The organism is Agrobacterium sp. NPDC089420 (assembly GCF_044900305.1).
Classification (GTDB): Bacteria; Pseudomonadota; Alphaproteobacteria; order Rhizobiales; family Rhizobiaceae; genus Agrobacterium.
In genome coordinates this window covers 1-24,741 of record NZ_JBJDMY010000004.1, presented here as the reverse complement: position 1 = coordinate 24,741, position 24,741 = coordinate 1, and the positions used below count along the sequence as shown (strand labels likewise).

The following is a 24,741-nucleotide window of genomic DNA, read 5'->3' as shown; positions in this document are numbered from 1 at the left end:
CCACCGCCGCGATTGCGGCCCGGCGACAAGCGCCCCGAAGACATGAAGACTGAAACACGACAACCGGCCGTTCACCTCCCGGAACGCCGGTTGCCGACCAACGAACAGGATGAACGCCCATGTCCGCCGATTCCCGCATTCAGGCCATCACCGCCCGCATCGTCGAACGTTCCAAGCCCTACCGCGAGACCTATCTCGAGCGGCTGCGGCTGCAGGTTTCAAAAGGCGTGCACCGCTCCGTTCTGTCCTGCGGCAATCTTGCGCATGGGTTTGCCGTCTGTTCCCCCGCCGACAAGGACATCCTTGCCGGCGACCGGGTCCCCAATCTCGGCATCATCACCGCCTATAACGACATGCTGTCGGCGCACCAGCCCTACGAGACCTTCCCGGCGATCATCCGCGATGCGGCGAAGGAGGCAGGCGGCATCGCTCAGGTGGCCGGCGCGGTTCCGGCCATGTGTGACGGCGTGACCCAGGGCCAGCCGGGCATGGAGCTTTCGCTGTTTTCCCGCGACGCCATCGCCATGGCGGCCGGCATCGGCCTGTCCCACAACATGTTCGACGCCGCCGTCTATCTCGGTGTCTGCGACAAGATCGTGCCGGGCCTCGTGATCGCCGCGCTCGCCTTCGGTCATCTGCCCGCCGTCTTCATTCCCGCCGGCCCGATGACATCGGGCCTGCCGAATGACGAGAAATCCCGTATCCGCCAGCTTTATGCCGAAGGCAAGGTCGGCCGCGCCGAGCTTCTCGATGCGGAATCGAAATCCTATCACGGCCCGGGCACCTGTACCTTCTACGGCACGGCCAATTCCAACCAGATGCTGATGGAGATCATGGGCTTCCATATGCCCGGTTCCTCCTTCATCAATCCCGGCACGCCGCTGCGTGACGCGCTGACGCGCGAGGCCACCAAGCGTGCGCTGGCGATCACCGCGCAGGGCAACGAGTTCACCCCCGCGGGCGAGATGATCGATGAACGGTCGGTGGTCAACGGTGTCGTCGGCCTGCATGCGACGGGTGGTTCCACCAACCACACCATGCACCTGATCGCCATGGCGCGCGCCGCCGGCATCATCCTCACCTGGCAGGATATTTCCGATCTTTCCGACATCGTGCCGCTGCTCGCCCGCGTTTACCCCAACGGCCTTGCCGATGTGAACCATTTCCACGCCGCCGGCGGTATGGGCTTCCTCATCAAGCAACTGCTGAAGCAGGGCTTCGTGCATGACGACGTGCGCACCGTCTTCGGACAGGGGCTCGCAGCCTATACCGTGGATGCCAAGCTCGATGAAAACGGCGCCGTCACCCGCGAGCCCTCGCCCGAGCAGAGCCACGACCCGAAGGTTCTCGCCGGCATCGAAACCCCGTTCCAGCCGACGGGCGGCCTGAAGATGCTGACCGGTAATCTCGGCAAATCGGTCATCAAGATTTCCGCCGTCAAGCCGGAACGCCACATCATCGAGGCGCCGGCGATCGTCTTCCATGACCAGCAGGAGCTTCAGGACGCCTTCAAGGACGGCAAGCTCAACCGCGATTTCATCGCCGTCGTCCGCTTCCAGGGACCGAAGGCCAACGGCATGCCGGAACTGCACCGCCTGACGCCGCCGCTCGGCGTGCTGCAGGATCGCGGCTTCAAGGTGGCGCTGGTGACGGACGGACGCATGTCCGGCGCTTCCGGCAAGGTGCCGGCCGCGATCCATGTCACGCCGGAAGCTTCCGACTGTGGCCCGATCTCGCTCATCCGCGACGGCGACATCATCCGTCTCGACGCCATTTCCGGGACGTTGGAAGTGCTGGTGTCCGCCGCCGAGCTGGCGAAACGCGAACCGGCGCGCGCCGATCTTTCCGGCAATGAATGGGGCATGGGCCGCGAACTTTTCGCCCCCTTCCGCCGCAATGCCGGCCCGGCCGATCAGGGCGCCAGCGTTCTGTTCCATTGATATTCTGAAAGGCGAAGGCCGATGCGGCTTTCGCCTTTCAACCCTGCTTTGCGACATCGTCCGACTGCACTTTTTCGCCGGGAATGATCCGGTGCAGAAACCGCTTTATTTCCCATTTCTGAAACGTCAGACTTGTCATGCGGCTGTGATGATCTCCCTTTAGGGCCTTCTTCGACCAGCCGCGGGACGGCGGCATAGTTTCGGATGATGGGACCTAGGACATGACGATTTTCTCAAGCAAACGCCGCGATGTGCTGAAGCTGATGGCCGGTACCGCCATGCTGCCGCTGCTGGTGGCGGCAACGCCGGTTATGGCGCAGGATGCGGCTCTGCGCGCAATCGTCATCTCCGACCTGCATTCGGCCTATGAGCGTATCGGCCAGCTTCTCGCAGCCATCGAAACACGCATCGCCGGCGACAAGGTTCCCCACATCATCCTTCTGAACGGTGACCTGTTCGAGATCGGCAATGCGGTGGCCGCACGTTCGGCCGGCGAAATCGAATGGACTTTCCTCGCGGCGCTCGCCAAGCTCGCTCCCACCGTCGTCAATATCGGCAATCATGAGCCGGATATCGATAACGACCTCGCCAATTTTGTCACCCGCGCCCAGGCACTCGGCATCACTGTGCTTTCCAACATCATCGACAAGCGCAGCGGAAAGCCCTATGCGCCTGATCGCGCCGAGGTGAACGCCGGCAACCGCAAGGTCATCCTCGCGGGCCTCGCCACCAATGCGATCAACACCTATCCGAAGGCCACGCGCGAGATGCTCGACATTCCGCAGCCGGTGGAATGGGCGAAGGCCAATCTGCCTGATATCGTCAAGGCGGACGCGATCAACATCGTTCTCAGCCATGCCGGCGTTGTTGCCGACCGCGAGATCCTGCCGCTGCTGCCGGATGGTCCGTTGCTGGTTGGCGGCCATGATCACCTGAACTTCGTGCATGAGCAGGGCGCGACGCGTTATGTTCATACCGGCTCCTGGTGCACCTCCATGACGGTTGCGACGATTGCGGCTCCCGGCAAGGCCGCTGCCATCGAGACAGTCGCCATCGATCGTGACGGCCCCGTCTCCCCTGCCCTCAAGACCCTGATCGAACAGACGCTCGAAAAGCACCTGACGGCGGAAGAACGGCAAGTCGTCGGCAAATCCGCCGAGGCAATGACCGTCGATGAGGCCGGCCGCCATGTGGCGCAGCTCATCGCGGCAAAAACCGGTGCGGATGTCGGCTTTATCGGCCACACCTCCTTCGGCGCCGGCCTGCCTGCCGGTGACATTCGCCGTTACGACTTCAACGCCTCGCTGCGTTTCGACGGCAAGCTGATGGTGACGGAAGTGGATGGCGAGGCGCTTGCGCAAATCCTCAAGCGTTGTAACCAGGATGGCGACATTCCACTCGCCGCCCGCACAGGCGACTATCTCTATGCCATGCCGGAGAAGCCGGAAAAGAGAGACCGCTACAAGCTCGTCTGCAACGACTGGTCGGCCACCAACCAGAAATCCTATTTCGGCCGCGGCGACCTGACCTTTACCGAGGTGACGGATGTGAAGCTGAAGCAGACGGTTCTGGACGGGCTTTCTTAAGCTCACAGAGATCTAAAGCAGAGACGGTCGGCACGGCCTGTAAATTCTTGATTCATGCCGCGGTTTCGGGATCGAGGTGTGAAACAGTCCTATGGGAAAAGGATGGATTCGTAATCCTGGAAACCGTTCAAAATGTGCAGAATTTCCACGCGCGTTTCGGCAACACGATAAAAAACGAGATAGTTTTCATAAGGACGGCGGCGAATGCCGGTTTGCTCGTAACGGGGCACCAGCTGATAGGCTCTCGGCATCTCCGCCAGTCTTGAACATCGGTCCAGCAATTCAGCGACGAAGGTTTCTACACGTCGCGGATTATCAGCCGCAATAAAATCACCGATGCACTCAAGGTCTGCCTTGGCCTCGTCGGTGAGAACGACGATCACAGCCCGCTTTCTTCCGCAATTTTCCGGTACTTGGCGCCAAGCTGCGATGCAACATCCTCGATTGGCGTTACGCGTCCGGCATCCGCGTCTGCGACGCCGCGTGCAATTGCCAGATCAAGAGCGGCGAGTTTCTTTTCACGCTCTTCCACCAGCCGAACGCCCTCCCGCAACACCTCGCTGCGAGAATTATAACGTCCCGACTTCACGAGGTCGGAAACGTAAGTTTCCAGATGCCGACCGAGATTTGCACTGCTTGCCATACCGGTATCCTCTCCGCCCACCTATATCATCCCGTGATAATAGTTAGCAACGGCAGGATATGACGCCGGGCGATGCGGACGGGTGAAAGAACCGGTTAAGTTATTTTGCCGGTCGCAGATGGTATCAGAACGACCGTATATCCAGCTTCCGGTCCCTATGGGCCGGATGGGTGCTGAACACGAAAATGCGGTCCAGTTCCTTCTGCGTCAACATGCGCAGGAAGCGGACGTGGATGGTGTTGTTGGCGTTGACGCGCAACATGACGCAGCCGATCTTGCTGATGCGGGCGTCGGGAATATCGAGATAGAACTGGTTGGGCAGGTTATATTTGGTCAGCAGCGCCAGCACCGCTTCGGTCTGGGAGATGCGGATGACGTCGCAGCGGCGCGCCGCCATGTGCATCACGGCCTTTTCGGTATATTCGATGCGTGCCGCATTCATGGTATCTTCCATGCGAAACCGGCCTTCGCGGTCGTACATGAAGGATTCTTCCTTGCTCAGGTAATTATTCCTGATGACACCCGCACTGCTCTGCACGCCCGGACTCCCATGCTCTGTCTATGGCTCAAGACTAGGCCATAGTCTTTAACAATTCATATCAGAGTTGCCTTAAACAGAGCGGAAGCGGGACATTTCCGGTGTTTTTCCACAAGGGCAAAACGCATGAAAAATGCCCCGGAACGGGATGTCCCGAGGCATGTGTTTCAGGGGGCTGCGGCCATCATCGGCGATAGGTCTTGCCGTCCGCGTCGAAAAGATGGAGCTTTTCCTGCGGCGCGGCAAAGCGCAAGGTCTCGCCCTTGCCGATGGAAACGATGCCCGGCACCTTCACGATGATCGGCTCCTGGCCCTTGGGCGCTTCGAGATAAAGCAACGTCACTTCGCCCAGAGCCTCGACGATTGCGACTTTTCCTTCGAAAAGATACTCGTCACCGGTGACAATGCTCAGATCTTCCGGCCGAACACCGAAGCTCGCAGCCTTGCCCTGCTCGCCGGCGGCGGTGGGAACATAAACGGCGAGCGTCTTGCCGCCGGCCAGTTCAATCGAGGTTTGTTCGCCGGTTCCGACAATCGTCGCCGAGATGATGTTCATGGCGGGTGAGCCGATGAAGCGCGCCACGAAAAGATTGCCCGGCCTTTCGTAAAGTTCGAGCGGCGCCCCCACCTGTTCCACACGGCCGGCATTCAAAACGACGATGCGATCTGCCAGCGTCATCGCCTCCACCTGGTCGTGGGTGACGTAGATCATCGTCGTATCGGCCATCTGCTCGTTGAGCTTGGCGATCTCGATGCGGGTGGCGACACGCAGCGCCGCATCGAGGTTCGACAAAGGCTCATCGAACAGGAAGACCTTGGGATTGCGGCAGATGGCGCGGCCGATGGCGACGCGCTGGCGCTGGCCGCCGGAGAGCGCCTTGGGCAGACGCTCCAAATATTGCGTCAGTTGCAGGATTTCGGCGGCAGCACGGACGCGGCGGTCGATTTCCTGCTTGTTTTCCCTGGCGATCTTCATACCGAAGGCCATGTTGTCGTAAACGGTCATATGCGGATAAAGCGCGTAGGACTGGAACACCATGGCTATGCCGCGGCGCGAAGGCGGGATTTCGTTGACGAGCTGGCCGTCAATATACATCTCGCCGCCGGTGATCTCCTCCAGACCCGCGATCATGCGCAGCAGCGTCGATTTTCCGCAGCCGGAGGGGCCGACGAAAACGATGAATTCGCCCTGTTCGATTTCCAGATCGATGCCGTGCAGGACCTTCACCTGCCCGTATGATTTGCGGATATCCTTGAGAACGAGACTTGTCATGGGCTGTTCCTCCCTGTCGTATCAGGCGTAACGGGCGAAGAAAGCGCCCCATGCCGGAAGTTCTACGCTTCTGCCTTCAAGGCCGCTTGCAAAGCCGTGACCTTCGAGAACCTCCCAGTTCCCTTCCGGCAGCGTGGCTTTTGCCGGCGTTGCCGACAGGTTGAAGAGGCAAAGAACGGTTTCGTTGCCAAGTTTGCGGGTATAGCTCAGCACCTCGCCCTCAACCGGCTGAAACTCGATGCCGCCCTTGGCGAAAGCCGGATGCTGCTTGCGGAAGGCGAGGAAGCGGCGGTAATGCTCCAGCACGGACGCCTCATTGCCCTGCTGGGCGCTGACGGCGCGCTGCTTGTGCTCGGCCGGAATGGGCAGCCAGGTCTTGTCCGACGTCGAGAAACCGGCCTGCGCATGGCCGGCGTCCCACACCATCGGCGTGCGGCAACCGTCGCGGCCCTTGAATTCCGGCCAGAACTGGATGCCGTAGGGATCCTGCAAATCCTCGAACGCGATATCGGCTTCGGTGAGGCCGAGTTCCTCGCCCTCATAGATGCAGACGGAGCCGCGCTGTGTCATCAACAGTGCCGAAAGCACCTTGGCGAAAGCGTCCTTGTCCTCGACATGCTCACCCCAGCGGCTGACATGGCGCACGACATCATGGTTGGAGAAAGCCCAGCAGGCCCAGCCTTCCGGTGCGGCGCGCGCGAAATCCGCCTGTACATCGGCGACGCGCTGCGGGGTCAGCGCATCGGGCGCCAGGAATTCGAAGGCGTAGCACATCTGCATCTTGTCATCGCCGGAGGTATATTCACCGACGATTTCGAGGCCACGCTGGCTATCGCCCACTTCGCCGACGGCGGCGATGTCCGGGAATTCGTCCAGCACCGCGCGGAAACGCTTCAGGAAGGCGATATTTTCGGGGCGGTTCTTGTCGTAGAGATGTTCCTGGAAGTTATAGGGATTGACCGCAGGTGCCGTGGAGGCATTGCGGCGTTCCGGCGCCAGCGCCGGATTGTCGCGCAGTTCCAGATCGTGGAAATAGAAATTGATAGTGTCGAGGCGGAAACCATCGACGCCGCGCTTCAGCCAGAAGCGGGTGATGTTCAGCAGCTCGTCCTGCACCTCAGGATTATGCAGGTTGAGGTCCGGCTGCGAGGTCAGGAAGTTGTGCATGTAATATTGCATGCGGGTCGGGTCCCACTGCCAGCCCGGACCGCCGAAGATCGACAGCCAGTTGTTGGGCGGCGTGCCGTCCGGCTTGCCATCCGACCAGACATACCAGTCGGATTTCGGATTGTTGCGGCTGGCGCGGCTTTCCACAAACCACGGATGCTGGTCCGAGGTGTGCGACATGACGAGGTCGATCATGACGCGGATGCCGAGGCGATGGGCTTCAGCGATCAGCCCGTCGAAATCGGCAAGCGTGCCGAACATCGGGTCGACATCGACGTAGTTCGAGACGTCGTAACCGAAATCCTTCATCGGCGAGGTGAAGAAAGGCGAAATCCAGATCGCATCGGCACCGAGGCCGGCAATATGCGCCAGCCGGTCGGTAATGCCCTTGAGGTCGCCGATGCCGTCGCCATTGGAGTCCTGATAGGAGCGCGGATAGATCTGATAGATCACGGCGCCGCGCCACCAGTCCTTGTTGGGCGTCAAAGCGGAAGTCACCGAAGCGGTCATGGAAGTGTCCTGTCTGGTATGGGCGTTCATGGAATGATCAGCCTCCCTTGACGGAGCCTGCCAGCAGGCCACGCACGAGATAACGTTGAAGGGCGAAGAAGACGCAAAGCGGCACGACGATAGTGACGAAGGCCGAGGCGGTGAGGATTTCCCAGTTGCCGCCGCGCGAGCCGAGCAGCGCGTTCAAGGCACCGGTCAGCACCAGCTCGTCCTTCTGCGTGCCGAGGAACACCATGGCGACCAGCAGGTCGTTCCAGGTCCAGAGGAACTGGAAGATGGCGAAGGAGGCGAGCGCCGGGAAGGAGAGCGGCAGGATGATCTTGACGAAGATTTCGAAGTCACTTGCGCCATCCACACGCGCACTTTCGATGATCTCCTTCGGCAGGCCGGAAATATAGTTGCGCAGCAGATAGATGGCGAGCGGCAGGCCGAAGGCGGTGTGCGCCAGCCAGATGCCGGCATAGGTCTTGGACGGCACGCCGAAGATGGTGCCGATTTCATTATAAAGCCGCAAAAGCGGGATCAGCGACATCTGCAACGGCACGACGATGAGGCCCACCACCATGGCAATCAGCAGATTGCGGCCGGAAAAGCTCATCCACGACAGGGCATAGGCGGCAAAGGCGGCGATGAGGATGGGGATGACGGTTGCCGGCACCGCCACGGTGAGCGAGTTGACGAAGGACTGGCCGATGCCTTCCGAGGTCAGAACCGTGCGGTAATTATCGAGCGTGAAGACGGGCGGCGTCGCGACGGAAATATAGACGCGCTTGCCGCGCGCGCCCTCGAAGCTGGAAGCCTTGCTATATTCGTAAGTGCCGTCCGTATTGACGAGCAGGGTTTCGCCATCGCCGATATCGGCCGGTTCGCCGGCGTTGAAGGCCCTCGGTTCCTGCACGCGCACGCCAAAAGCGGAGACTTTTCCGCCGGCGCCGTTTTCGAAGACATTGCCTGATATGACATAGCGGCTGCCGTCCTGCTTCTGCACGGAAGCATCGGCAAGGCGAACCGCCGATGTCTGTTCGGAACTGGAGAAGGCCGTCCACCAGCCGGACACGGTGATCTGATCCTTGTCGCGCAGCGAACTGACGAGAATGCCGAGCGTGGGCAGGAGCCAGAGAAGCACGACGACGAGGACGCTGGCATGGACGATGAGGCGCGGCAGCCCGACGCGGCGAAGACGTTTGACGATATTCATCTCAGCGGCCCTCCATCTCACGGTTCGCCTGGCGGATGTTCCAGACCATGATCGGGGTGACGGCCGCCATGATGATGAGCGCGATCACCGCACTTCGGCCGCTGTCGCCGCCGCCGCGGAACATCCAGTCGAACATGAGATTGGCGAGAACCATGGTGTTCCATTGGCCGTTGGTCATGGTCAGCACGATATCGAAGACCTTGAGCACGAGAATGGTGATCGTCGTCCAGACGACGGCAATGGTGCCCCAGATCTGCGGCACCATGATCTTCCAGAAGATCTGCCAGCCATTGGCGCCATCGATCACGGCCGCCTCGATGGTTTCTTCCGGAATACCGCGCAGCGCGGCCGACAGGATGACCATGGCGAAACCGGTCTGGATCCAGATGAGGATGACCATCAGGAAGAAATTGTTCCAGAAGGGCATGGAAATCCACACTTCGGGATTGCCGCCGAAAAATTCGACGATGGCGTTGAGCAGGCCGATCTGCACCTGGCCCTCGGCGCGGTATTCGTAGATGAATTTCCAGATGACGGACGCGCCGACGAAGGAGATCGCCATCGGCATGAAGACGATGGATTTGGCGATGTTGCCCCACCAGATACGGTCGGTCATGACGGCGATGACGAGGCCGAAGAAGGTGCAGGCGGCGGGCACGACGGCGAGCCAGAGGATATTGTTGAAGATCGACTGGCGGAACCCGGCATCGAAAAACGCCCAGCGGTAATTGGCGAGACCGACGAATTCGCTGCCCGTCCGGTCATAAAAGGACAGGATCAGCGTGGCGATGACGGGATAGACCAGATAGACGAGCAGAAGGATCAGCGCCGGGCCGATGAACAGCCAGGGCCGAACGGCGGCGCGGCGGTTCAAGTTGCGGGATGCGTGGATGACGTCTCCCGAGCGGACGGGAAAGATCGCCTGCAGCGCCTTGTCGGATAGCCAATAATAGGCAGCGCAGGCAAAAACGCCCGCTACCATGACGCCGATGGCGGACACGAGTTGTTGAGCCATGTTCCCTCCCTTGATCCTCTCCGCGCCGCGTTGATTTATGCGGTCGTCGGCGCAGTTCCTTGGTGAGGCCCGGCAGCAAGCCGCCGGGCCAAGCCGGATTGAGTTTACTTCAGGCCGTCCCAGGCCTTCTGGATATCGGCGGCGACCTGATCGGCGGATTTGCCGCCGACGAAATCGATCATGCCGGTCCAGAATGCGCCGGCGCCGATCTTGCCAGGCATCAGGTCGGAACCATCGAAACCGAAGCTTGTCGCCGTCGTCAGGATTTCACCCTGGCGCTTCATCTGCTCATTGGCATAGGCATCGACATTCACGCCCTTGTAGGGCGTCAGGAAGCTGGACTGCGCCATCCACACTTCATGGGCGATCGGGGTCTGCAGGAATTCGACGAATGCCTTGGCGGCCGGCGCTTCCTTGGTGATGGTGACGAGCGTACCGGCGCCGAGAACCGGCTTGCCGAGTTCAGGCTTGGACGCGTAGGTCGGCATGTAGAAGAAATCCACATCCGTGCCGACCTTGGTGCCTTCCGGGAAGAAGGACGGCACGAAGGATGCCTGATGGTGCAGGTAGCACTTCGGCGGGATGTCGAACAGGCCCTTCGGGCTGTCGCGGAAGTCGGTGGAGGCCACGGCCGCAACGCCGCCGCTGACATATTTTTCGTTCTTGGCGAATTTGCCGAACTCGTTGATCGCCTCGACCACGGCCGGATCGGTGAACTTCACCTCGTTGGTCGTCCACTTCTGGTAGACGTCGAGCGGCTGCGTGCGCAGCATCAGGTCTTCCACCCAGTCGGTCGCCGGCCAGCCGGTGGCGCCGCCCGAACCGAGGCCGATGCACCAGGGCGTGCCGCCATCGGCGACGATCTGGTCCGTCAGCTTGAACAGGTCTTCCATGCTCTCGGGCACTTTATAACCCGCTTCCTCGAAGTTTTCCGGCACATACCAGACGAGCGACTTCACATCCGCCTTGAAGGGGAAGGCGAAATAGGCCTTGTTGCCGTCCTTGCCCTTGTAGCTGCCGAGATCGACCCAGGACTGGCCCGCGCCGTAATTTTCCTTGACCCAGCTGGCGGTTTCATCGCCGAGCGGCACCAGAAAACCCTTGGCGGCCAGATCGGCCAGGAGGCCGGGCTGCGGCAGAATGGCAATATTGGGCGGCGAGCCCGCCTGCGTGTCGATAACGATCTGCTGTTCGTAATTTTCCGACGAGGAATAACGGACATTCACGCCGGTCGCATCGGCGAAATAGGCCAACACCGACTGGAACAGGGCTTCGTCCTCACCACGCCAGGGGCCGAAAATCGTCAGCGTCTGGCCTTTCAGGTCGGCATGGGCCGTCTTGAAGTCCTCGTAGCTTTTCCAGTTGAATTTCGCATCCTGACCGGGCGCGAATTTCAGATCGGCGGCAAAGGCCGAACCCGACAGCAGCACGATAGAGGCCGCCGTCGCCAAAAGGGTCTTGTGCATGTGATTTACCTCCCATCACATAAAAGGCTCAAAGCGTCCTCTCTCAATCAAAGCGCTTTGGCTGCCTATTCATCTCATTGTCATCGAGACGGAGTCAAGAGGCACTTTCTGCGGAAACGTTGCAGCGCCTTGCGAATAGTCATATTTATTTAGGAAGGCGGCTATCATTTTCGATTGAGAAAAACCGTGCGGGCTGATAAAAATCTAAAGCGCTTTGGGAATGCGAGGAGAGGCTTTTGCCGCTTTCCGACGCGCGCATGGAGGAAAAGAAAAACATGAACCTGAAACAGTTGTCGCAACTGCTGGGTATTTCGCAGACCACCATCAGCAGGGCGCTCAACGGCTATCCCGAGGTGAGCGCGGACACACGCCGTCGCGTCATGGAGGCTGCCGAAAAGACCGGATATCGCCCCAATGCGGCAGCGCAGCGGCTGGCAACCGGCAAGGTCGGCTCCATCGGGCTCGTCATGCCGATCGGCGAACATCACCGCTCCGACGTGCATTTCGGCGAATTCCTGAGCGGTCTCGGCGAAGAGGCGTCGCGCAGCGGCTTTCATCTCGTGATCATGCCGACAGAGCCGGAAAAGGAACGCGAAGCCCTGCGGGGACTGGCGGCAAGCGGCAGCGTCGACGGCATCTATCTCGCCTATATGAAAAAGAACGACCCCCGCATCGCCATGATGCAGTCGCTTTCCCTACCCTTCCTCGTGCATGGACGTTCCATCGGCGTGGAGGAGGACTATCCCTATCTTGACGTGGACAATGAAGGCGCGTTTCGGGATGCGACCCAGCTTCTCCTCCAGCTTGGTCATACGCGCATCGGGCTTCTGAACGGCCCGGAAGGTTATGATTTCACTTACCGGCGCTGTCTCGGGGTGGAAAAGGCGCTGGCGGCAAGTGGTCTTTCCCTGCACCCGGACAATAAGCGGCACGGCAGCATGACGGATGAGGAAGGGTATCTCGGCATGGAGGCGCTGCTTTCCCAGCCGCAAAGGCCGACCGCCATTCTCTGCGCCAGCACCGCGCTTGCGCTGGGCGCGATCCGCTCGCTGAACCAGCGGGGCTTGAAACCCGGCAGGGATATTTCGCTGATCGCCCATGACGACGTGCTGCCGCTTCTGAAACCCGACAATTTTTCCGTTCCGCTCACCACCACCCGTTCTTCGCTGAGGGCAGCAGGCGTGCGCGTGGGTCAGCGGCTTATCAACCGCATCAAGCTTAACCAGACGGAACCGCATCAGGAGCTCTGGAAGGCGGAACTCGTGGTGCGCGCTTCGACGGGGCCGGCTCCGAAGGCGTAGCCGGCCGGTCAATCAGAATTTCGGGGCGGCCTTGCCGAGCGCACGATAGGCGGCGATGACGGTATTGGCCATCAGCATGGCAATCGTCATCGGGCCGACGCCGCCTGGTACGGGCGTAATGGCGGCGGCGACGGCGCTTGCCTCATCGAAGGCCACATCGCCGACCAGCTTCGATTTGCCTTCGCCCTTTTCCGGTGCGGCAATGCGGTTGATGCCGACATCGATGACGGTGGCGCCGGGCTTCACCCAGTCGCCCTTCACCATTGCCGCGCGACCGACCGCCGCCACCAGAATATCCGCCGTCCTGCAGATGGTGGCGAGATCGCCGGTGCGCGAATGCGCCATGGTCACCGTGGCATTGGCGTTCAGCAGAAGCTGACCCATCGGCTTGCCGAACAGGTTCGAACGGCCGATGACCACGGCATTCAGGCCGGAGAGGTCGTCGCCGTGAATGCCGCGCACCAGAAGCATGGCGCCGGCCGGCGTGCAGGAAATGAGACCGGTGGCAAGATCGCCGGTGGCTAGCTTGCCGGCGTTCAGCACGCTCAGGCCGTCGACATCCTTCTCCGGCAGGATCGACTGGATGATCTCGTCGGAATTGAAGTGCTTCGGCAGCGGAAGCTGCACCAGAATGCCGTGAATGGCGGCATCGGCATTCATTTCGCCAACCAGCTTCAGGAGTTCACCTTGCGTGGTTTCCTCCGGCAGCGTGTGCTGGATGGAATTGAAGCCGCATTGCTTGGCCATCTTGCTCTTGGAGTTCACATAGGCATGGCTGGCCGGATCATTGCCGACGATGACGACTGCGAGACCGGGCTTGATGCCCCGTTCCGCCTCGAGCGCTTCTGCCGATTTGCGGACCGCCTCCGTTACCGAAGCCGCCTTCGCCTTCCCGTCAATCACAACTGCCATGCGTCTTGCTCCTGCTGGATTACGTTGGCCCCGTATGGTGCCCCCTTTGCAGGAATGCAAGCAAAAATGCAGCCTCGTCAGGCAGTTTTGCGGTAGCCGCCGCGGTGATCGGCGTAATCGGCAAGACGCTCCCTCAAGAGCGCCAGCTCGCGTCTCAATTCCGCCAACTCCTCGGCTTCGGCCTGCTCATGATCGAAGTGCCCGGCAAGGGCTTCACTGAGCAATGGCGGAAGCTCAGGCGACATCTGGGCGGCGTTTCCAACGGTGCGGTTACCCATCAGCACCTGCCGCACGCGCTCGTCCAGCGGCATGTCGTCGGCGTCATTCGCGGCCGCGGCATAATAGTCGGCGAAAGCGACCTCCTCAGGCTCGACATGCGCCTCCATGCCGGGCTCCTGAAGATCGTCGAATACAGCCGGCTCGATGGGTTCGAATTCCAGGAATTGCGGGGATTGCGCCGGCTCCTCCCTGGAAAAGGAAGGTTGCGCCTCGCTTTCGAGGACCTGTTCAACCTCGTCTTCCGCGTCATGGCGGCGATAGCTCAGCAGGTAGAGACTGCCCAGCAGGCCGATCAGGGCGCCGCCGCCCGCCATCATGGCGGCCTGCGTCAGGTCGCGGGACAATTCTCCGGGATTGGCCTTCTTCGTCAGGCGGGTCTCCACGGCCGGGGTGTTGGACACGGACAGGTCGCGACGCTCGCTGGCTTCCAGATAGGTGTTTCGCGCCGTCTCCAGCTCCCCCTGCAACCGGGAAAGTTCACCCGGGGGAACACCGAGGCCGTTCAGCCGGTCGAGGTGTCGCTTGCGCTCGCCATTGGCTGCCGCAATCTCCTGGGCGATGCGCTTTTCATCCGCCCGCAAACCATCAACCAGTCGGCGCAAGGCAGGAGCGGCAAGCGCCTGTACTGCATCCACAGCGTTCTGGGCGGCGATGCGGCGGGGGTGCTTCGGCCCGTAATCGACCGACACGCCGGCAAGCGCCATGCTGGCCGCCTGATGCTTCTGCCGGATATCTTCAAGCGCCGAGAAAGCCGCACCCGACGGCAGAGGTTTTGACAGCAGGTCATTTGGCTTGAGCGCGGCGGCAACCGCCAGATCGGACTGAACCGACTGTTGCTGCTGCGCCGTTCTGGCAAGGCCGTCGTTCGCGTCACGCAATTGCTGTTCAAGCTGCTGCACTTCCGACAGGACAGCATCGCCATGGCGCATCTGAAACCCGTTCAATGCGGCCTCCGCCTCGTCGAGCCTTGTCCGCGCCCGTTCCGTCTCGCGCATGGCCGGCGTCATGGTGCCGGCCTTGCCATCCGCCATGACCCGCATCGAAAGGTAATCCGTCAACCGCATGGCGGCATCCGGCGTGGCTGCCCTCGAGGTTACGACCAGCGTATTTTCATCCGGGGTCAGCTCCAGCCCTATCGCCTTGCCCACCGCGCCATTCAGTGCCTCGCGCGGCGAGAGCGGGCGCGCATCCGTCCCCGTCAGGAGATCGAAAAGCAGGCCAAGCTCACCCTGATTGCGAACGCCGACCATATCGGCAGCCTTCAGCTTCAGGTCGCCGCTGATCCGGTCGAGCCCGGAAGGGGATAAGAGGGTGCGCCGCGCCAATGCCAGAAAGCGGGATGCATCGGGCGCATCATAGGACGTCTGGATGACCTCGATCCGCGCCTGCGACACATATCCGCGAAAACCGGAATCGATCAGCAGAAGCGGAAGTGCGGCGCCGGCAATGGTGGCGGCGGCCACACAGCCGGCGGTCAGAAGCCGCAGACAATGTCTGCGCCATTGCGACGATGGCACGGCGATATCGTCCTCGTCGGGGCGAACCGCCATCATATCCGGACTGTGATCAACCATCTGAAGCCGTCTGCACCCTCGGCGCCACCCGTTACGGGCGACTGTCAAAACCTTACGAGAGGTTAAAGGATCGTGGCAAACAAATGGTTAACGCAACGCTTTGCGGGCCTGTCTCAGCTCTTGCCGAGCGCGATGTGCCAGGGTTCGGCGCAGAGGCTGTAAAGCCAGCTCATATGCAGCTTGCGGAAAATTTCCGGCATGCCGGCCACCTCGGACGACAGCACCTTGAACAATGGGCCGACCGCGATCGCGACGCGCGCATCCTCGCGGCTGACGCTGCGATGCAGCCATTTCTCCTGATTTTCATCGAGCATGCCGGCAAGCAGAACATCGACTTTCACGCCGGAAGCGTCCCGGCCCAGCATTACGAAATCATGCCAGGGCGCGTGGGCGCGCAGCTTTGCCAGCACCTCACCGACCTGGGCCGCATCGTCGCCCGCGACGCCGATCCGTTTCGGCACAGCCATATAGGTCAGAAGCGCCATGACGAAAGCGACGCCATCGATGACAACGGGTAGCGGCCTGCCATTTTCAACGCGGGCTGCGGCCATCATCGCCTTGCCCTGCGGCAGAAGCAGGCAGCTTTCCAGAATCTCGCGGTAGGCGATGTCCTTGAGGGACAGCCTGGCTTTGTCGATGGTGAGAAACGAGAGCATCATGTGGCCTTCGCCGGCCGAAGCACCGCCGCTGACCAGTGCCAGCGCCCCGTTCCAGTCGAGATCACAGATACGCAGTCCATGGATGTTCCGTTGCGATCCCGACCGCGCAAAACCTGCCGCGAAATTCATTACCGACCCCCGAATGCCAAACCTGCCGCCCGTCCGGCGCAAGGTTGCGGGACGACGGCTCATGAGTCTGTTTATACAGGTGCTGGTTGAAGTTACCCTGAAAGCAATCGCTCGAATGTTTCCGGTCATGCAAAGGAAGGATTAACCAGACTGTCGGACGGCTTTCCGACGACCGGCGCGTGATCCGCGGCTTCCGGCCTCAGTGGCCCGGCGCTGCCGCCGCTTCTTTGCCGGCTTCGGCCTTCTCGCCCTCGACGATCTTGACCGAGCGGGGCGTGCCATTGCCGTTCTGCTCGCGAATATCGGCCTTGGACAGATAATCGAGCTGCTCGATCAGCACGTCCTCGACCACCTCGTCATCGAGCCTCTTGTTCAGACCCTCGCGGATACGCTGCTTGAAGGCCTCGGGATCGAAGGTGGAGATATTGGCGATATTGACCATGGAGGAGCCCGCCAGAAGCGTGAACAATTCGTCGGTCATCAGCTGCGTTGCCGGCAGCTCTATCTTCGCCATCTTGTCCCTGTCGACTTGCAGCGAAATCCGGCTGAGGAAATAGCCGTTCACGCCGCCGTCGTTGATGACGGGGATGGTGATGCTCTCGCCCTTGACCAATTGCAGATTGGCCTTTTTCGCGCCCGCCTCATCCCCCGGCGCCGTCGCCATCTGGACGGAGAAATACACCGCGCCGAGCGTGACGGCGCAAACCCAGACGCCGGTGAGAAGAAGCTTCAACATCAGGAGGCTGCGCCGTACATGAACTGTTCCTGCGAATAGGTGCCGTCGGTATCGGCCTCCTGGATCGCGTTCTTCAGCAGATCCGCAACAGCGCGGACGGCGTTGAGATGCGCCTCGACGCGGCTGGCATTGGTCGCGAGCTTGGACTTGATGCCCTTTACCTGCTCCAGGTAACCGCCGGCGATTTCCTCACGCGGCGTGTCGCGGAACAGCATGGTCAGTTCATAAAGGCAACGGCTCTTGTGGGCGTTGGAAACCTTGAAGTCGAATTGCGGGTCCTTACCGATATTGTCGTTCTCATTGTCGATGATCATCTCAAGGCGGCCGAGAACGGATTGGATACGGTGGTCGTTCGACATAAGGTCCATGCTTGTCTCCTCGTTAAGGTTTTTCATTTTCAAGCCTCGTCCGTTTTCTCATTGGAAACGCCGAGGACCTGCCGCTCGAACTCCGCCACCATCCGAATTGCAGCATTGTGGTCTTTTTCATTCATGGAAACGTCGGTAATGCCTTTGCTTTCGGCTTTCCGCAACGCATCCTTGTAGGCCTGTTCGGCAATGCCGACGCCGCCATTTCTGGAGATCGTGTCGGCAAACTGTTCGGCCATCATGCTCTTCCAGATCTCGCCGGCATTCCCCTTGCCATACACTTCCTCGCTGTCTTTCGGCAGCATGTTGGCAACGAAGGTCTGGAGAACCGAGGCTTCGTATTTGCGATATGTTTCCGGAATTTCGGTGCGGGCCGCGCGGATGTTGGTATCGCCGAGGCCTGCCTTGGAGGAGGCCCCATCCAGCATGTCGACAGCGGCGCCAAAGCCCTTGCCGGCATCGGCAAGGCTGGTCGCGGCAAAGGCCGCCTTGTTCGCCTTCAGCTTTTCCTGGGCGACCTGCACTTCCTGGGGGTCCGCTGCGCGCACCACATCCATCACCAGATCACTTATAACCGATATCGCCACGTCCCGTTCTCCCGAGCTGGCGAACGTGCAGAACGGAAAACCGGCGCGTTCGCTCAATCAAGAAACATCGCCGGAGACGTCCTTTAAAACGTCCGCGATGCAACAATGGAAGAGACTATGGATCGCCAACCTTGCTGGAGGCTGGCGTCCGGGAAATATTCGTAATTTCTAACAAATCATAGATTGCATTATCATCGGCCTCGCGATCCTCGAGATCGCGTGCAAGGTGCATCCTGTCCTCCAGCCGGTCGGCCTTGGTTTTTTCCTTCAGCACCTTGGTTTCCTGCAATTGCTGCACGCCGGTGAGCTGGCGGTCCTTGACGACGAGGCGGCCATAGCGATCCGAATAGTGTCTGGAGAATGTCTGGTGAACCGGCTCCATGGAACTCATGGCTTCCAGAACATTGTCCATGGACTGGCTGACCTCGGCGCGCGCACGGGTGGTATCGGCCAGTTCCACCTCGGCCATTTTTTCCATGTGGCGCTGGACCGTTACCAGACGTTTGAGCTTGGCGGAGCGCTTGTCCGAAGCCATGGCGTTTCCTCGCGATCAGAAACCGATGAAAACCGGGCCGAAACCATCCACGAACTGGCGGATGAGGGCGGCGACCGACAGGTAGAGCATGAAGAGGCCGCCCGCCAGAACGAAGGGCGTCGAGATGAAATAGACCGGGATCTGCGGCGCCAGCTTGTTGATGAGGCCGACCGCGACGTTGAACATCAGGCCATAGATCACGAACGGGCTTGCAAGCCGCAGCATGATCGAGAAGGACGCCCTGAGCGTGTCGGTAAGCGTGATCAGCATCTTCTGGCCGCTGATGAGGGCGCCGACCGGCGTCGCGGTATAGGAATCCACCAGCGCCTTCAGGACGATATGGTGGAAATCCAGCATGAACAGCACCAAGAGGCCGCCAAAGGTGATGAAGTTGGATATCTGGTTTTCCTGCACGTCTTCGATGACATCCGCACCGCCGGGCGCGCTGAGGCCGATGGAAGCGCCGATGAGCGCGCCGGTGAACTGGAAACCGAGCGTATAAAACCGGGCGATGAGGCCGTACATCGCGCCAATGACCACCTCGGTGAAGATGAGGCCGACGACCGTGCCCTGGGTTGCGCCCGAGACCTTCGGATAGATCGTATCCCACAGCACCGGTAGAAGCGCCATGGATACCGCCACGCAGAGCAACATGCGGATCTGCGGTGAGATGCGCGTGCTGGAAAAGCCCGGCATGGTCATGAAACAGGCACCGATGCGGCAGATGGCAAGGAACAATGCGATAATTGTCCCTTGCGGGTCGGTTATCATGAAATGGCGCCCAAGATCTTGATCTCCAGCCCCTTGGCCAGTTCCACATGCGAAAGAACGGGCAGGGTCGCAAAGAGTCGCTCGATAATCATGCGCACATAGGACCGCGTTTCCGGCGAGGTTACAAGGACAAAGGGCAGGCCGCGATCCATGAATTCACGGATAACTTTGGAAGCCTGCTCGGAAAACTCCTCGAGATGGCGCGGATCGATATCGAATTCGACGATCTCGCCCTTCTGGTCGCGCTTGAGCGCCTGATGGAAGACCATGTCCCACTTGTTGCCGAGACGCAGGACGCGCAGCACGCCATTGTCGGCCAGGTCGCCGCAGAGCTGCTGCGACATGCGTACACGCACATGTTCGACGATCTGTTCCGTCTTGCGCACATGCGGCGCGAGTTCGGCGACGGCTTCGAGAATGAGATGCAGGTTGCGGATCGATACGCGCTCGGCAAGCAGCAGTTTCAGCACCGCCTGCAGGCCGGAATAGGACATGTGCGACGAGCAGATCTCGTCGGCCAGCTTCTTGTATTCGGGATCGAGCCGGTCGATGAGGATCTTGACGTCCTTGTAGGACAGGAGCTGCGGCAGGTTGTTGCGGATGACTTCGCTCAGATGCGTCAGCACCACGGAGACGTTGTCGATCGGATGGAAGCCTTCGCGCTTCAGATCCTCGGTGAAGGTCTCAAGGATCGAGACGGCGGGCATGCCGAAAGCGGGTTCGCGGATTTCGTCGCCGGGAATGCTCGGTTTGCGCCCTGCCCCGGTCACGACCAGAACATCGCCGACACGCAGGTTGCTGGACGCGATGGTCGTGCCGTGGACACGGATCTGGTAGGCCTTTTCCGGGATCATGATGTCGTCGGAGACCTTGATCTCCGGGACAACGAAACCGTACTGGCTTGCGAATTTCTTGCGCATCTTGCCGACGCGGAAAGCCAGTTCCTGATGCGCGCCGAGAAGGCGGGTGGAAACCTGCTTGCCGAGCGCCAGTTCGATCTCGGCCGTCTTCAGCACCTGCTTGACGGAATCCTTTTCCGCTTCGGTGGTCTGGAGAACCTTGTTCTCCTCTTCCTGGCGGCGCAGCGCGCTCTCGGCTTCCGCCTGGCGCGGAATATACCAGCTGCCAAAGGCCATGATGCCGCCAAGGAAGATGAAGGGCAGGAACGGCAGGCCCGGAATGATGGCAAGCAGACCCATCAGCATGGCCGAGACCATCAACGCACGCGGATAACCGCTCAGCTGATTGACGACCGCCTGATCCGTCGAACCGGCGGTGCCGCCGCGCGACACCAGCAGGCCGGCGGCCAGCGATACGATCAGGGCCGGGATCTGCGAAACGATACCATCACCGACCGAAAGCTTGACGAAGACGTCGGCCGCTTCGCCGATCGGCATGCCGTGGCGGAAATAGCCGATGATGATGCCGCCGAAAATATTGATCGCGGTGATGATGAGGCCGGCGATCGCGTCGCCGCGGACGAATTTCGAGGCGCCATCCATCGAACCGAAAAAGGAGCTTTCCTCTTCCAGCTCACGGCGGCGGCGCTGCGCTTCCTTTTCGTCGATGATGCCGGCGGACAGATCCGCGTCGATCGACATCTGCTTGCCGGGAATGGCGTCCAGCGTGAAGCGGGCGCCGACTTCGGCGATACGCGTCGCGCCCTTGGTGATGACGATGAAGTTGACGGTGATGAGGATGAGGAAGACGATCAGACCGATGACGAAATCGCCGGACATGACGAGGCTGGAAAAACCCGCAATCACGCCGCCGGCCGCCGTTGGCCCCTCATTGCCGTGGGAAAGGATAACGCGTGTCGTCGCAATGTTCAGCGACAGGCGGATCATGGTCGCGATCAGCAGCACGGTCGGGAAAGACGAGAAATCCAGCGGCCGCTGGATCCACAGCGCCACCATGAGGATGAGAACCGAAAGTGCGATCGAAAAGGCCAGGCCGATATCCACCAGCATGACCGGAATCGGCAGGAAGAGAACGCAGAGGATCGCCACGATGCCCAGGGCGAACCCGATGTCACGCGTGCTCGGACTGACCTTGGGCAAGGAGATGACTGGTGGTTGCGCCATAAATTCGTCCTGTCTCTTCATGAGAAGGGCGACGGAAAAGCCGCCGCACGGTTCCGCGGCATCGGTTTTCCAAAACGGCTCACGCAATTCGGCCCGATGCTTCAGCCTATCCCTAGACGCTGAAGCTTGCGCGAGGATGGCATCCGACGAGAACCGACGCTAGAAGCCGGACTGGATGCGGGAAAAGACGAGGTTGGAAAAAAGTGCGATCTGCGCGCCCACGAAAGGGGCGGCGACGCCGAGGACGATCATGATCGTCACGATCTTCGGAACGAAGGTCAGCGTCATTTCCTGGACCTGTGTCAGGGCCTGAATGAAGGCGATGGCGACACCGACGATCATGGCCGCCAGAACGGCCGGACCGGCCGCGACGAGAACCGTCCAGACTGCGGCCTGCATGATGTCAAGCGCATCGGCCTCGTTCATCGTCGCATCCTTATTCCGCAAAGGCGGCATCATGCCGCCTCTTCATTGTCATGTGCCCGAATCGGTTCCGCTATCAGATGTACTCGTGATCGCGGGTTTCGAGAAGGTCACACCGGCCTGCAGCAGCACCTTGTCACCAGCTTCGGTGATGGCGACAACGCCGTCCGAATAGACCTCGACTTCCTTCACCACGCCGGTCACGGTGTCGTCGGCGCTCTTGACCGTCTTGCCGACCAGATCGGAAGCGCGGGTCAGGGCTTCCGCCTGCAGCATGCTCTTCAGGTGGGTGTTAGTCTTGATCGTCTGCTCGACCTGCGAGAAGCTCGCAAGCTGCGACATCTGCTCGCCGGCATCCATCGGACTCGTCGGATCCTGGTTCTTCATCTGGGCGATGAGAAGCTTCAGGAAGCTGTCATAGTTCAGCGACGCCGCGCTGCTGTCGGAACTGCTCGCCCCGGCATTGGCCCAGGGATTTGACGCTGCCGAAGTGACTGCATCTACCGCCATGGTGCGATCTCCTTGCGAATCTGTTCGATCGTTGCGGGGGTCATTTCCTGATTGTTGAGGATCTTTTCCTCGATCGGATAAAGTCCGCGAATGGCCTTCAGCGCCTCGAAGGCCTTGCCCGAGGCAACCAGCCCGTCGATCCGCTTGAGTTCCGCCAGAACCTCGTCATGCTGGAAGCAGTTCAGCAGCATGCTCACGGATTTACGGAACATGTTCGTGGACTGTTCGCGCCCTTCGGGGTTGATGAGGATCATCTGCGCGATGAAATACAGCTGCCTGAGCGGGGTCGTCGCCTGCTCCGGCTGCAGAACGTGGTTTTCAAGCAGAAAGGTGACATCGTTCAGGAACTCGAGCGCCACCTTGCGATCCACCCGCAAAACCGCGCCGTTGATGAAAATCTTTTCGCCCGATTTCAGCGAAATCCGAAGTGTACTTTTCATTTCAGTCCATCCCTGATGATGGTTGTCACGTCAATTATGCCCTGGAAATTCGTCGACTGACGTTTCCGGATCAGTTCGCACTCTTTCAATATCCATATCGCGATCGAAATCAGATTGGCCCTGAGTTCCATGGCAAGCTGGTTGTCGGGTTGCTTGAGGTCCTCAATGAAGCGGATCCAGACCCGTCGAGTGTAAAAAAGCGCTTCGATCGTATGGCGCTGGGAAGAGCTATCCTTTGCCTCCGCCAGCAGGTCGATCGATTTTGTCAACGCCTGCCGCTCGCGATCCTTCGCGTTGGCGACACCATCCTCCATGATTTCGGCGTAGGAAAACTGGTACATTCATGTATCCTTTATCTGCCGCCACCCCTGTTCATCAGAGGTAGTTCACCAGACTCATTTTTTGCAGGCGCGACGTCAGGCTGTATGCGATCTCAATCTGCTGCTGCAGCAGATCGAGGCGTGTCTTGGCCTCGTAGGTATCGATCCCCTCGATATCCAGCAGATGCGTCTCGATGATCTTTTTCTGGGCGGCCAGCGCATCATTGGCTTTCGTGACGCGCTCCTGCGAAAGTCCGAGACTGCTCGCCTGCTGGTTCAGACCGTCAATCGCCTTGCCGATATTGGTGCCGGACTGCGAGGCCACCATGGCGCGGATCTCGCTGTTCACGCTGTCATCGAGAAAGGTCATGGCGGTGATGGCCGTCATGGCGAAATAGCGCATCCCTTGGGAATTGCTGTTCGTGGAGCTTTCCACCACCTCGTTCTGGCTGATGCGGCTCGTCATGTTGGTGTCGCTCGCCTTGGAACCGAAGGTCGTCCAGAAATCGTAATTCTGGGTGGCGTCGAGGCCCGTATGCGGCGGATTTGTTACCGTGGTCGTGCCGTTGAACACGCCCTCGATATGGGTCATGAACGCACTGACCTGATCCTTGGACAGTTCAGATACCTTTGTCACACCCGCCGTCGCGAGGAAGCTGTTCAACTCGGCATCATAGGCCGTCTTCAGCGTCGATCCCTCGGCAAAATAGTCGTCGACCGGCTGCACGTCGGTATTGATGCCCGAAAACAGGTATTCTCCGCCGACGGCCGTATTGGCAAAACCCGTGAAGGTCTTATACGCATCGGTGATGGTCTGAAGCACGACCGCCGTGGTCGGCGCCTCCGCCCCGTTCGTAGTCAGCAGGACGCTCTGGATCTTGTTGGCAGCCGTGGCCATCGAGGTCAGAGACGACTGGGAGGATTCAAGACGCTGCGTGGCGAATGAATTGATGGTGATGTTGGACTGGAGGCGGTCGACGTCGCGGTTGAGGTCGAGGCTGCGCGCGGTATTCGCGCCCAGCGTCACGCCCAGATCCGCATGTTTACCCGTCGTCAGCTCGGTATTGAGATTTGTCATCTCGAGCTGAGCCTTGAGAATGGTGCTGCGCATGCTGTTCTGCATTGCCAGCGATGAAATGAAGGACGTTTTCATCGTTTACCTCACCATGTCCATCAGCGACTTGAGCATTTCGTCCACTGTCGTCACCAGTTTCGTGGCCGCCTTGTAGGACTGTTCGATATCCATGAGCAGCGAAAGCTCTTCATCCAGGCTGACCGCGGTATTGTTCGAATAGGAGGAGGCCGAGCGCTCGTAGAGGGCGCTTTTCGATTCGTTTGCCGAAGTCGCGCCGGACCGTTCCTGTTCAAGCCACCCCATCGAGTTGGTGCCGTATTTCAGGATGCTGGTATTCGTATCGATACGTGTCGACGCGGAAAAATTCATGGGCGCGTCGAAAGCGGTTACATAGCTGTCGATCAGGGCGGAGAAACCCGTCCCGCCCGAAGTTGTGCTATTGATGACATAATCGGTACCGTTGATGCCGCCATCGCGCAACAATTGCGGATTGCCACCTTTGGAAATAATTAACGCCGGGTTGACGGTAATGCTGGCGGCGAGCCCGGGAGAGACAACCCCGTCGGCCGGAATGGTCGTGGCCGCGGGCGCGCCATAGGTGAACAGACCCGGCATGTCCGGCAGGCCCGCGGTCGCATCCGCTGGCTTTTCCGCAAACATGGTGATGAGACCGCGGGCGATTTCATCAAGCTGGCTCTGCAT

Annotated in this window: 26 protein-coding genes; 3 read left to right on the top strand and 23 right to left on the bottom strand. The window is 60.2% G+C overall.

What is annotated here, in order from left to right; all coding sequences use genetic code 11:
- Positions 1–119: 119 nt before the first annotated feature.
- Complete coding sequence (edd, locus tag ACI2KA_RS06900) at positions 120–1,940, top strand: phosphogluconate dehydratase (protein WP_404500491.1); 1,821 nt, start codon at positions 120–122, stop codon at positions 1,938–1,940.
- Positions 1,941–2,161: 221 nt separating this feature from the next.
- Positions 2,162–3,526, top strand: coding sequence for a metallophosphoesterase (locus tag ACI2KA_RS06895; protein ID WP_404500489.1), 1,365 nt, complete (start codon positions 2,162–2,164; stop codon positions 3,524–3,526).
- Positions 3,527–3,615: 89 nt separating this feature from the next.
- Here the strand turns inward: ACI2KA_RS06895 and ACI2KA_RS06890 are convergent, their stop codons facing one another.
- The 8 genes from ACI2KA_RS06890 to ACI2KA_RS06855 form a co-directional block, all read right to left on the bottom strand.
- On the bottom strand, positions 3,616–3,909 hold the full coding sequence (locus ACI2KA_RS06890) for a type II toxin-antitoxin system RelE/ParE family toxin (RefSeq protein WP_404500487.1): 294 nt from the start codon (positions 3,907–3,909) through the stop codon (positions 3,616–3,618).
- Positions 3,906–4,169: a type II toxin-antitoxin system ParD family antitoxin gene (locus tag ACI2KA_RS06885; RefSeq protein ID WP_404500485.1), complete on the bottom strand. Its 264-nt coding sequence runs from the start codon at positions 4,167–4,169 to the stop codon at positions 3,906–3,908. Before ACI2KA_RS06885 ends, ACI2KA_RS06890 begins: the two co-directional genes overlap by 4 nt.
- 124 nt (positions 4,170–4,293) lie before the next feature.
- Positions 4,294–4,650, bottom strand: coding sequence for a hypothetical protein (locus tag ACI2KA_RS06880; RefSeq protein WP_404501180.1), 357 nt, complete (start codon positions 4,648–4,650; stop codon positions 4,294–4,296).
- A 241-nt stretch (positions 4,651–4,891) separates the two neighbouring features.
- Positions 4,892–5,980, bottom strand: a complete 1,089-nt coding sequence (locus ACI2KA_RS06875) for an ABC transporter ATP-binding protein (protein WP_404500483.1) — start codon at positions 5,978–5,980, stop codon at positions 4,892–4,894.
- 21 nt (positions 5,981–6,001) lie between these two features.
- Complete coding sequence (locus ACI2KA_RS06870) at positions 6,002–7,657, bottom strand: alpha-glucosidase family protein (protein ID WP_404500481.1); 1,656 nt, start codon at positions 7,655–7,657, stop codon at positions 6,002–6,004.
- 37 nt (positions 7,658–7,694) lie between these two features.
- Positions 7,695–8,855 carry a carbohydrate ABC transporter permease gene (locus ACI2KA_RS06865; RefSeq protein ID WP_127756355.1) on the bottom strand — a complete coding sequence of 387 codons (1,161 nt, stop codon included), beginning with the start codon at positions 8,853–8,855 and terminating at the stop codon, positions 7,695–7,697.
- Between the two features lies 1 nt (position 8,856).
- Positions 8,857–9,870, bottom strand: a complete 1,014-nt coding sequence (locus ACI2KA_RS06860) for a carbohydrate ABC transporter permease (RefSeq protein WP_404500478.1) — start codon at positions 9,868–9,870, stop codon at positions 8,857–8,859.
- 104 nt (positions 9,871–9,974) lie between these two features.
- Positions 9,975–11,336, bottom strand: a complete 1,362-nt coding sequence (locus ACI2KA_RS06855) for an ABC transporter substrate-binding protein (protein WP_404500476.1) — start codon at positions 11,334–11,336, stop codon at positions 9,975–9,977.
- 275 nt (positions 11,337–11,611) lie between these two features.
- Here ACI2KA_RS06855 and ACI2KA_RS06850 point away from each other — a divergent pair, with 275 nt between their 5' ends.
- Complete coding sequence (locus tag ACI2KA_RS06850) at positions 11,612–12,637, top strand: LacI family DNA-binding transcriptional regulator (protein ID WP_404501178.1); 1,026 nt, start codon at positions 11,612–11,614, stop codon at positions 12,635–12,637.
- Positions 12,638–12,649: 12 nt separating this feature from the next.
- Here the strand turns inward: ACI2KA_RS06850 and ACI2KA_RS06845 are convergent, their stop codons facing one another.
- From ACI2KA_RS06845 to ACI2KA_RS06775, 15 genes are all read right to left on the bottom strand, one after another.
- Entirely contained in the window at positions 12,650–13,549 is a 900-nt protein-coding gene (locus tag ACI2KA_RS06845; protein ID WP_404500474.1) for a bifunctional methylenetetrahydrofolate dehydrogenase/methenyltetrahydrofolate cyclohydrolase, read from the bottom strand.
- A 77-nt stretch (positions 13,550–13,626) separates the two neighbouring features.
- Positions 13,627–15,402, bottom strand: coding sequence for a hypothetical protein (locus tag ACI2KA_RS06840; protein ID WP_404500472.1), 1,776 nt, complete (start codon positions 15,400–15,402; stop codon positions 13,627–13,629).
- Positions 15,403–15,515: 113 nt separating this feature from the next.
- Positions 15,516–16,190 (bottom strand): WecB/TagA/CpsF family glycosyltransferase, encoded by a 675-nt coding sequence (locus tag ACI2KA_RS06835; protein WP_404500470.1) that lies wholly within the window; start codon positions 16,188–16,190, stop codon positions 15,516–15,518.
- A 199-nt stretch (positions 16,191–16,389) separates the two neighbouring features.
- The gene (locus tag ACI2KA_RS06830; protein ID WP_404500468.1) at positions 16,390–16,926 is read right to left on the bottom strand and encodes a hypothetical protein; all 537 of its coding nucleotides are present in this window, start codon (positions 16,924–16,926) and stop codon (positions 16,390–16,392) included.
- Positions 16,926–17,294, bottom strand: coding sequence for a hypothetical protein (locus ACI2KA_RS06825; protein WP_404500466.1), 369 nt, complete (start codon positions 17,292–17,294; stop codon positions 16,926–16,928). The genes ACI2KA_RS06830 and ACI2KA_RS06825 overlap by 1 nt, the downstream gene beginning before the upstream one ends.
- A gap of 29 nt (positions 17,295–17,323) precedes the next feature.
- Entirely contained in the window at positions 17,324–17,881 is a 558-nt protein-coding gene (locus tag ACI2KA_RS06820) for a rod-binding protein (RefSeq protein WP_003503348.1), read from the bottom strand.
- 115 nt (positions 17,882–17,996) lie between these two features.
- On the bottom strand, positions 17,997–18,416 hold the full coding sequence (locus tag ACI2KA_RS06815) for a hypothetical protein (RefSeq protein WP_404500464.1): 420 nt from the start codon (positions 18,414–18,416) through the stop codon (positions 17,997–17,999).
- Positions 18,417–18,431: 15 nt separating this feature from the next.
- Positions 18,432–19,187, bottom strand: coding sequence for a flagellar biosynthetic protein FliR (gene fliR, locus ACI2KA_RS06810; RefSeq protein ID WP_404500462.1), 756 nt, complete (start codon positions 19,185–19,187; stop codon positions 18,432–18,434).
- Positions 19,184–21,271, bottom strand: coding sequence for a flagellar biosynthesis protein FlhA (flhA, locus tag ACI2KA_RS06805; protein WP_400818202.1), 2,088 nt, complete (start codon positions 21,269–21,271; stop codon positions 19,184–19,186). The genes fliR and flhA overlap by 4 nt, the downstream gene beginning before the upstream one ends.
- 159 nt (positions 21,272–21,430) lie before the next feature.
- A complete protein-coding gene (locus ACI2KA_RS06800) occupies positions 21,431–21,697 on the bottom strand; it encodes a flagellar biosynthetic protein FliQ (RefSeq protein ID WP_404500460.1) in 267 nt (88 codons plus the stop codon).
- A gap of 48 nt (positions 21,698–21,745) precedes the next feature.
- Entirely contained in the window at positions 21,746–22,204 is a 459-nt protein-coding gene (flgD, locus tag ACI2KA_RS06795) for a flagellar hook assembly protein FlgD (RefSeq protein WP_404500458.1), read from the bottom strand.
- Positions 22,195–22,644, bottom strand: a complete 450-nt coding sequence (gene flbT, locus ACI2KA_RS06790) for a flagellar biosynthesis repressor FlbT (protein WP_404500456.1) — start codon at positions 22,642–22,644, stop codon at positions 22,195–22,197. Before flbT ends, flgD begins: the two co-directional genes overlap by 10 nt.
- Complete coding sequence (flaF, locus tag ACI2KA_RS06785) at positions 22,641–22,985, bottom strand: flagellar biosynthesis regulator FlaF (RefSeq protein ID WP_404500454.1); 345 nt, start codon at positions 22,983–22,985, stop codon at positions 22,641–22,643. The genes flbT and flaF overlap by 4 nt, the downstream gene beginning before the upstream one ends.
- 34 nt (positions 22,986–23,019) lie before the next feature.
- Positions 23,020–24,117 carry a flagellar hook-associated family protein gene (locus tag ACI2KA_RS06780; protein ID WP_404500452.1) on the bottom strand — a complete coding sequence of 366 codons (1,098 nt, stop codon included), beginning with the start codon at positions 24,115–24,117 and terminating at the stop codon, positions 23,020–23,022.
- A gap of 3 nt (positions 24,118–24,120) precedes the next feature.
- On the bottom strand, positions 24,121–24,741 hold a 621-nt coding region (locus ACI2KA_RS06775), incomplete at its 5' end, for a flagellar basal body rod C-terminal domain-containing protein (protein WP_404500450.1).

Coding starts and splice junctions, on each gene's coding strand:
- ACI2KA_RS06835 (WP_404500470.1), bottom strand. CDS start 16,190: ATGAATTTCGCGGCAGGTTTTGCGCGGTCGGGATCGCAACGGAACATC.
- ACI2KA_RS06800 (WP_404500460.1), bottom strand. CDS start 21,697: ATGAACGAGGCCGATGCGCTTGACATCATGCAGGCCGCAGTCTGGACG.
- ACI2KA_RS06855 (WP_404500476.1), bottom strand. CDS start 11,336: ATGCACAAGACCCTTTTGGCGACGGCGGCCTCTATCGTGCTGCTGTCG.
- ACI2KA_RS06780 (WP_404500452.1), bottom strand. CDS start 24,117: ATGAAAACGTCCTTCATTTCATCGCTGGCAATGCAGAACAGCATGCGC.
- flgD (WP_404500458.1), bottom strand. CDS start 22,204: ATGGCGGTAGATGCAGTCACTTCGGCAGCGTCAAATCCCTGGGCCAAT.
- ACI2KA_RS06815 (WP_404500464.1), bottom strand. CDS start 18,416: ATGGCTTCGGACAAGCGCTCCGCCAAGCTCAAACGTCTGGTAACGGTC.
- ACI2KA_RS06865 (WP_127756355.1), bottom strand. CDS start 8,855: ATGAATATCGTCAAACGTCTTCGCCGCGTCGGGCTGCCGCGCCTCATC.
- ACI2KA_RS06880 (WP_404501180.1), bottom strand. CDS start 4,650: ATGTACGACCGCGAAGGCCGGTTTCGCATGGAAGATACCATGAATGCG.
- ACI2KA_RS06830 (WP_404500468.1), bottom strand. CDS start 16,926: ATGTTGAAGCTTCTTCTCACCGGCGTCTGGGTTTGCGCCGTCACGCTC.
- ACI2KA_RS06870 (WP_404500481.1), bottom strand. CDS start 7,657: ATGACCGCTTCGGTGACTTCCGCTTTGACGCCCAACAAGGACTGGTGG.
- fliR (WP_404500462.1), bottom strand. CDS start 19,187: ATGATAACCGACCCGCAAGGGACAATTATCGCATTGTTCCTTGCCATC.
- flhA (WP_400818202.1), bottom strand. CDS start 21,271: ATGGCGCAACCACCAGTCATCTCCTTGCCCAAGGTCAGTCCGAGCACG.
- ACI2KA_RS06840 (WP_404500472.1), bottom strand. CDS start 15,402: ATGGTTGATCACAGTCCGGATATGATGGCGGTTCGCCCCGACGAGGAC.
- ACI2KA_RS06895 (WP_404500489.1), top strand. CDS start 2,162: ATGACGATTTTCTCAAGCAAACGCCGCGATGTGCTGAAGCTGATGGCC.
- ACI2KA_RS06850 (WP_404501178.1), top strand. CDS start 11,612: ATGAACCTGAAACAGTTGTCGCAACTGCTGGGTATTTCGCAGACCACC.
- ACI2KA_RS06885 (WP_404500485.1), bottom strand. CDS start 4,169: ATGGCAAGCAGTGCAAATCTCGGTCGGCATCTGGAAACTTACGTTTCC.
- ACI2KA_RS06860 (WP_404500478.1), bottom strand. CDS start 9,870: ATGGCTCAACAACTCGTGTCCGCCATCGGCGTCATGGTAGCGGGCGTT.
- ACI2KA_RS06875 (WP_404500483.1), bottom strand. CDS start 5,980: ATGACAAGTCTCGTTCTCAAGGATATCCGCAAATCATACGGGCAGGTG.
- flaF (WP_404500454.1), bottom strand. CDS start 22,985: ATGTACCAGTTTTCCTACGCCGAAATCATGGAGGATGGTGTCGCCAAC.
- flbT (WP_404500456.1), bottom strand. CDS start 22,644: ATGAAAAGTACACTTCGGATTTCGCTGAAATCGGGCGAAAAGATTTTC.
- edd (WP_404500491.1), top strand. CDS start 120: ATGTCCGCCGATTCCCGCATTCAGGCCATCACCGCCCGCATCGTCGAA.
- ACI2KA_RS06825 (WP_404500466.1), bottom strand. CDS start 17,294: ATGGACCTTATGTCGAACGACCACCGTATCCAATCCGTTCTCGGCCGC.
- ACI2KA_RS06845 (WP_404500474.1), bottom strand. CDS start 13,549: ATGGCAGTTGTGATTGACGGGAAGGCGAAGGCGGCTTCGGTAACGGAG.